1 protein-coding gene is annotated in these 308 nt (G+C 45.8%); it reads right to left on the bottom strand.

Annotation, left to right across the window (positions count from 1 at the left end):
- The coding region (locus AB4585_RS25060; protein ID WP_372171463.1) for a cyclic nucleotide-binding domain-containing protein at nucleotides 1–308 on the bottom strand (308 nt) is incomplete at both ends.

Genomic DNA, 308 nt, shown 5'->3' on the forward strand with positions numbered 1-308 from the left:
GATTTGCATGCCGTCTGGGTGAGTCATTGCATCAGGTTGCTTCGCTAGGTTCAGTAGAGTCTGTGCGATACGACCAGTAACGTCTAGGAACGCAAGATCACCTACTTTCTGGCTAGTTACCTGCAGACGGTTAGCCATTTGCGAAGAAAGACGCATTAGGATGTCTGGGTTAACCTGAATTAGCTGACGGAATTTTTTGAATGAGATTTCAGCAACCTCACATGGTGATTTAGCACGTACCCAAGCAGTACGCTCTTGATCATCTTCAAAAAGACCTAGTTCACCGATGAAGTCACCTTGGTTTAGGT

Source organism: Vibrio sp. 10N.222.49.C9, assembly GCF_041474985.1.
Classification (GTDB): Bacteria; Pseudomonadota; Gammaproteobacteria; order Enterobacterales; family Vibrionaceae; genus Vibrio; species Vibrio crassostreae_C.